Genomic DNA, 6,919 nt, shown 5'->3' on the forward strand with positions numbered 1-6,919 from the left:
ACAGCTCGGTTTCAACTTATTGGGTTTATTACTGCAAAACCTCATGCAGAATAAAAAAACGCGCCTAGCGCACAAAAATTGGGAGGAAATATCCATGAAATTTACAAAAATTACAGGTATGTTATTAGCTAGTGCAACAATTATCGGCTCATTAGCCTTTGGTGCGCCTGCAGTTCAGGCAGCAACAGTTGAAGGCAATGCTGAAGTCAACGGGGGACAAGCATTACCACAAAACGGTCAAACCACTGCCGGAATTTCATTTGGTCAAACTGATCCAACTGGGAACACTGGTTACTTGCGGTTACAACAAGTACCTAATATTTTAGACTTTGGTAACCACGAATTATTCGATGCTGCTCACCCAATCTTTAACGCATCCGGTGAAAACGTTGGTGTTAAAGATAATGATCGTTACCCAAGTTATTTAGGTGGTTCAACCAACTTAACTGCAATCTTAAACTCAAGTGATGCTAAGTTAGCAGATGTTACTGGTAAGACTTGGGCAACAGTTGTTGATAAGCAGGATTCACGGACTGCTGCCGAATCTGCTTTAGACACAACTGGCAAGACTAACGAAGAAGCTGGTAGCTGGGAATTATCAGTCAAAGCTGATGGTCCTTTAGCTTTACTTAATGATGCTGGTAAACCAACAGCAACAACTACTGAGGCAGTTCTTTCAATGGCTAATACAGCTTATGGTCGTACCCATGAAGTTTACGGTTTGACGAACGAGACCCAAGATGATGGCTATGTTGTTGGCTCTGATGATAAGGACGTGGCTGCAATCACTAAAACAATTGCAATGAATCTAAGCGCTACTGATTCAAAACATGTCGTTGCAAGTGCAGATAAAACTGAAGGTGCTGGTGCCAACGTTTTTGGTTGGAACAAGAATGATATTCGTTTAGTAATGCCAAGTACATTTGCTGCACAAAATGGTACTTACGAAACAACATTAACTTGGACTTTGGCTACAGGTTTAAACTAAGCTATTAAAGCACAGGCGTCATCGTTTGCTCAGAGTGAGGTACTGAGAAGACAAGTTGAGTTTGAGATAGAATTTGAAATTAAAAAGGTTCAACATTCCCTTGAGGAGTGTTGGACCTTTTATTGTACCGAAAATTCGTAATGGCGTGTTGTGGACTAGTTCGAGAAAGTAATTGCTACCGAAGAGAACCTGTTAAGTGAAATCCTAATGACCTAATCGTTAAGATTTAGTTGTCTGTTTGGTCTCAACGCCAAAGAAATGGACGGCAGCGGCAGCACAAAGAATTGCGAGGAAGAAAATAATAAAGATGACGGGAATTGCCACTTTGATTTCCAGCAAGAAGCCAACTAATAGTGGGCCGACAATTCCGCCAACACGACCAATTCCTGCAGCCATGCCGGTGCCAGTACCGCGAACGATGGCGGGGTATTGTTCGGGCGAGTAGGCGTACAACGCGCCCCAAGCGCCGAGATTGAAGAATGATAAGGCCATGCCAGAAATAATTAACATGGCAAGCGAGTGGGACCAACCGAAGACAATTGCTGCGATGGCAGTGCCACAGAGGAAGAGAACTAACGTTGGTTTTCGACCCCATTTTTCAATCAGCCAGGCAGCCACGAAATATCCCGGAAGTTGGGCTAGTGTCATGACCAAGACGTAGCCGAAACTTTGGACAATGGTATAGCCGCGAATCACGAGCACACTTGGTAACCACAGAAACATGCCATAGTAAGAGAACACAACCAAGAACCAAACCAGCCACAACATAATCGTGGCTTGGCGATGATCAGTGCTGAAAAGTTCGGCCAAGCGCGCCTTAAAGCTTAATTTCTTCGGGCTAGTTTTGACGGGTTCGACGGCGTGGCGTTTTAGCGAGGACCGTAAAAATAAGGCGTAAATGGCCGCCAGTGAAGTGGCAACGACGGCCACTTGCCAGCCATAACGGGGAATCAATAAATATGAAATCAGCGCGGCAACTAACCAACCGCCAGCCCAGAAACTTTCTAACAGCACCACTGTTCGGCCACGAACAGCCTCAGGTGCGTTTTCCGAAACAATTGTGGAGGCGACTGGCAATTCACCGCCAAGGCCAAAGCCAACAATAAAGCGGAAAACTAAGAAGGGGATGTAACTGGAAACTAGCGCTGAAAGACCGTTAAAAATTGAAAAAATCAGCAAACTGATGATCAGAATATTTTGACGGCTGTAACGATCGGCCAAAGTCCCGAGAACAATCGCGCCCACCGCCATACCTAACGAACCAATACTGCCAATTAAACCTGATTGGGCACTGGTCAGCTGCCATTCTTTGGCGACAGCGGTAATGACGAAAGAGAGCATACCCACGTCCATCGCGTCAAACAGCCAGGCGAATCCAGTGGAAATCAATAATTTATGGTAACTTGAAGTAGTTTTCTGCAAAATAATCGCTCCAAATATAATGGTGTCAAGACAGACAATAAACATTATTATATCTGGTTAAATAGCACATAGCAAGCTAAAAATAAATAGGTGTCAAGACATAGAGGCTAATATAAATAACCAGCTTGTTTCAGGGCATTTTTAATTTCGGCCAATTGCTTTTGACTAGCCGCAGAAATTGTATGCGTGTGGACGCCATTGGTTAATTCAGAGAGCAGATGGCCTTGTTGTTGGCTCAGCTTTTCTTCAAAAAGCGCAATATCCTGGTTAGTATCAATATTGAGCTCGCCTTTTAAGAAACCATAAAGGGGATGTTCAATTTCCACATCCTTGATCAGGCCACCATGGGCAATAATTAAGGCCATTTCAGCGTGAGCGTCATTAGGAAAGTGGCGACAAACAACCTTCATCGTTTGCGCTGGGGTCTTAAGATATTTGTAACCCTGAGGTGAGGGGACAATTGCCTCGCCAGCAGCACGCAGTAGTGCAATATCGCCAACAATGGTTTGGCGACTAACTTGGAATTTCTGGGCCAAAACAGAGGCGGTGATCGGTGCATCGGCATTTTGCAAAGTGCTTTGAATTGCTAAACGGCGCGGATTGTTAACCATAATGGTCAGACTCCTTCAATAGAATAACTAAATATGATGTTAAAAGTTAAACGTGCTCATGACGTTTAATGACATGACTGACGCTTCATTATTAATAATTCTAACAATTCTACTGAAAAAGACAAATCACAACTAAGACCTAATTGGACTCACAACAATCAATGCCAACTGTCGGAATTGACCCACACAATTTAGAACATGATCGAGGTAACTAACAAAGCCTACCTGGCAGTTTTTTCTGGATAGAACCAGAGATTGTCAGGTAGGCTTTTAATGAGCGTGATGTAATTTCCCTTATAATTCAACTTGAGTCCATTACAATCACGATTACAGTGGTGTGAAACAAAACGGCGTCTGACTCTGTTCCGGGCTGCTTGGCGTGGAACGCGGCCGACACTGATTGAAGCCTTTTTTCAAAAGTCTTCAATACAGGTCTTATCGTAAGTGCTAAAGCACCAACGATAATTTGGCGGCTGACGCCAAGATCCCTCCACGCCGTCTGGAGTTAAGTTTGTACACGTTATGAGGGGTAGCATTCAGAGCAGCAGTTGTGGGATTGCCGTCTGTACTCGCCGGATGTTATCGCCTAAATCAATGCGTTTAATCTGTTACAGAGTAGAGACTTAAATGGGATGGGTAGGTGGATACCACGTCCATAACTCATAACCGGAGCAGAGTCAGACTCAATTCTGTTTCAAAATCTTAACTTAAAGCAATATTCCTAGGCAGTGGTTTACATTTTGCCTGAAAGTAATAAGGCGATTTGTGAAACGACGGTGTCCATGAAATACATGCCGAAGAAAACGACAATTGCCACGATGAAGATTTTCCAAGACAATTTGCGGAGTGCGCCTAAATCGTTAGCAACAGAAATACCTGCGAAGGCTAGCACGGTAGTTGTTAAAGATAAGAAATCCACGGCACTGATTACTTTTACGAAGAAGGGGCTGATTAAGCAGAAGGCTAATGAAACAATCGACACCCAGCCTAACATTGGAAATTCTTGAAGAATTTTCCAAGGGGTCTTTTTCATAGCGAAACTGATCAATACGCCGATTAAGGAGAAGGCCCATAAAGCGCCTAAACCGATTAAAGTGTCGTGAGTGATTGGGGTGCTATGGGGATTTTTCACCAATTTAATGGCTTGAACAAATAGGGTGAAGGCCACGGACAGTGCTAAAACGCTAGCGGCTTGAATGGTATTTTTAACAGTAGTAGTCATTAATCAGCGACCTCCTTGTTGGCATCTAAACGGCGAGTAAATGTATTGTAGATCTTGCGTTGCAACGGCACTGCCAAGAAATACATGATATAAGTACCGATGAAACTGGTTAATAATTGACTAGCAGCGGCATAGGAAATGATCGTGTCGCTGTTTTGGGGATGAAGAGCAGCTAAGGCGCTGGAAGCAGCGGTCATCATGCTGGCAGAACCAACACCAGAACTCATGGCAATTGCGCGATAATCGAAGCCAAGCGCTAATAATAATGGCGCTAAAATACTGAAAACAATCGAGCCAAAAATCGTCCCAATTAAGTAAATGCCTAACACACCGCGACCTTCAGGAGAATCCAAAGTATATTTCTCAGTGATGTAGGCAAGTTCGCCTTCACGTCCCAAACCAAGTGTAGCCCCAATTGCTTCGCGACGCATGCCGAGCAATAAAGCGACTGGTAAGCCGAACAGAATTGTACCTAAGTTACCTAATTCGTGAATCAAGAAGACCCAACCGATCGAGAGAATTTCGTTGATTTTTGGTGCCACGTTGGCACCGTAACGCGCCATTAACGGCAACATAATGAAAATCATGTATTTCCCGGCAAATTTAACAATTTCTGGCGAATATAATTTTTTAATTGGTGCTAGGGGAATCAGCGATAAGAGAATACCGATTAAAACGGCGAAAACTAAAGGTAGGATCGAAATTTTGATGGCACCGAGCATGATGACTTGCATACCGATTAATTCGGCAATTAAATCAATAAACAAAACTAAGCCAATTAAGGCGATGATTTTTTTCATTGTTCAACCTCCATTTTGGCCAAAGCGGCCGTGTATTCTGAATATGAGCGTTTAAAGAAGTTAATTTCTGCTTGTTGCTGGGAAATAGCTAACATGCTGTCGAAGATAAATTCAGGCAAAATCTCCAGCACGAATTCTGGATCAATCAGTCGAAAATCTGGGCCATGAATTGTCCCGGTAAAACCACCATGACTGATTTGAATAGCGGGCATCATGAAACCTAAATCACCAATATCACCAGCAGCGGCAATCGCACCACGATCCGTGATGATCGCTTCAATTTTGTCATTAGCGTCATAAACCGGCTTAACGATAGCGTTCATGTCGCGATTTTGGATGAAAGGTAGGTAACCGACTTCAGTTTCCACAGCCACTTCACCACCAAGGGCCAAAGCGGCACCTTGAGCGGCATGATCGAGACGCTGCATAATCGTGGTGGCATAATCAGCATTTAAATAACGAATGTCAGTCCCTAACTTAAGTTGGTCAGGAATCACATTAATACTCATATCGCTGTCAATAATCACCGGATTAAAGCGAATCAATTCCGTGTCCTTGACTTGCTGGCGCATTAAACCCACGGCACTGTTGAACAAAGTAGACATGCTATAAGCATTAACGCCAGAGAAGGGGTCAAAACCAGCATGAGCAGCCCGGCCTTTGAAGGTATAGTATTTGAAGTTAAAACCGGCCAAGTCGCAGTTTAACTCGATGGTCCGTTTAGTGAATTCTTCGCCAATGGCATGAATGCAAACGACGAAATCAATGTCGTTGAAGACGCCTAACTTCATAGCTTCTGGTTTACCGCCGAAATAACTGACAGCGCCTTTTGCCCGCAGCTGTTGGCGATAAGGCAGGTCAACATATTCCTCAGCGGGAACAAAAATAAAACTCAGATTGGTGGCAAATTGCGCCAACTGCTTGCCGTTAACCAGCTCGTTGATCAGACTCAAAGCAACAGTGGTCTGAGTGAAGTGGCCACAAGCATGGGCGGCACCACTTTGCGGGTCGGCATCTTGATGATGCGGTTGATAAACAGCGTCTAGTTCAGCGACAAAGGCTAAAGTTTTACTTTTGCCCTGGTTAAAAGTGATTTTCAAACCAGTTTTCGCAAAATGCTGAATCTCTAGCGTCGGATCTAATCTTTGAATCTCGCGTTCCACCAGCTTGGAAGTGGCAACTTCTTTGTAACCAAGCTCAGGATGGGTAAAAATTGTCTGGGCGATTGCTTGGGCCCGTGAATAGTACTCATGAAAATGACTCAAATGATAACATCCTTTCGCAGTAGATTTAATTGATAATCGCTAGTTTAACAACTGACTAGTGGCTGCTCAAGAGGTGCTACGAACTATTTTTATAGAAAATTTTTGAAAGTTCGGTTTTTTTAAAACTGAATTGCTGGAATAAGAATGGTGCCAAGACCTTCCTAATTTGGGAAGGTGGTTGCTGGGCGATTTAGAGGGCGTGGAACGCTGTGGCCATCGATTTGAGCTTATTGCTAGCGCAACAATCTCAAATACGAGGCTTATTCTAAGCGATAAATCGCTAAGAATAATTTCACAGCTGACGCCAATCGCCCAGCAACCACCTGTGTAAACTAACAGAATTGATTACCGCTATTTAGAAAAACAGATTGCAATAAATTAATAGACCTGTTTGACAAGCTTTCTGTGATGAAACCAGAAATTCTGTCGAACAGGTTTTTTGGCATTACTATTCAGTTGCGATAACAATTCAAATCAAGTTGAGCTGTTCCACTACAATTGCCTTAACCACTAACAAAGCTGAAGTGCATCACTTCAACTCCAGACGGAATGGAGGGATCTTGTCGTCAGCCGCCAAATTATTGTTAGTGCTTTAGCACTTACAATAAGAC

General features: G+C 43.5%; 6 protein-coding genes. 1 reads left to right on the forward strand and 5 read right to left on the reverse strand.

Going from position 1 to position 6,919, the window contains the following annotated elements; all coding sequences use genetic code 11:
* Positions 1-94: 94 nt before the first annotated feature.
* Entirely contained in the window at positions 95-988 is an 894-nt protein-coding gene (locus EKM82_RS09655; protein WP_125768616.1) for a WxL domain-containing protein, read from the forward strand.
* A 219-nt stretch (positions 989-1,207) separates the two neighbouring features.
* Here the strand turns inward: EKM82_RS09655 and EKM82_RS09660 are convergent, their stop codons facing one another.
* The 5 genes from EKM82_RS09660 to EKM82_RS09680 all read right to left on the reverse strand — a co-directional run bounded on the left by EKM82_RS09660 (position 1,208) and on the right by EKM82_RS09680 (position 6,308).
* Positions 1,208-2,455: an MFS transporter gene (locus tag EKM82_RS09660; RefSeq protein ID WP_125768619.1), complete on the reverse strand. Its 1,248-nt coding sequence runs from the start codon at positions 2,453-2,455 to the stop codon at positions 1,208-1,210.
* A 62-nt stretch (positions 2,456-2,517) separates the two neighbouring features.
* Entirely contained in the window at positions 2,518-3,021 is a 504-nt protein-coding gene (locus tag EKM82_RS09665) for a transcription repressor NadR (protein WP_125768622.1), read from the reverse strand.
* Between the two features lie 733 nt (positions 3,022-3,754).
* Positions 3,755-4,243, reverse strand: coding sequence for a hypothetical protein (locus EKM82_RS09670; protein ID WP_125768625.1), 489 nt, complete (start codon positions 4,241-4,243; stop codon positions 3,755-3,757).
* Positions 4,243-5,043, reverse strand: a complete 801-nt coding sequence (locus EKM82_RS09675; protein ID WP_125768627.1) for a DUF3100 domain-containing protein — start codon at positions 5,041-5,043, stop codon at positions 4,243-4,245. Before EKM82_RS09675 ends, EKM82_RS09670 begins: the two co-directional genes overlap by 1 nt.
* Positions 5,040-6,308, reverse strand: a complete 1,269-nt coding sequence (locus tag EKM82_RS09680) for a M20/M25/M40 family metallo-hydrolase (RefSeq protein WP_125768631.1) — start codon at positions 6,306-6,308, stop codon at positions 5,040-5,042. The genes EKM82_RS09675 and EKM82_RS09680 overlap by 4 nt, the downstream gene beginning before the upstream one ends.
* Between the last annotated feature and the right edge of the window lie 611 nt (positions 6,309-6,919).

The organism is Lapidilactobacillus wuchangensis (assembly GCF_003946645.1).
In the GTDB taxonomy this organism is placed as follows: Bacteria; Bacillota; Bacilli; order Lactobacillales; family Lactobacillaceae; genus Lapidilactobacillus; species Lapidilactobacillus wuchangensis.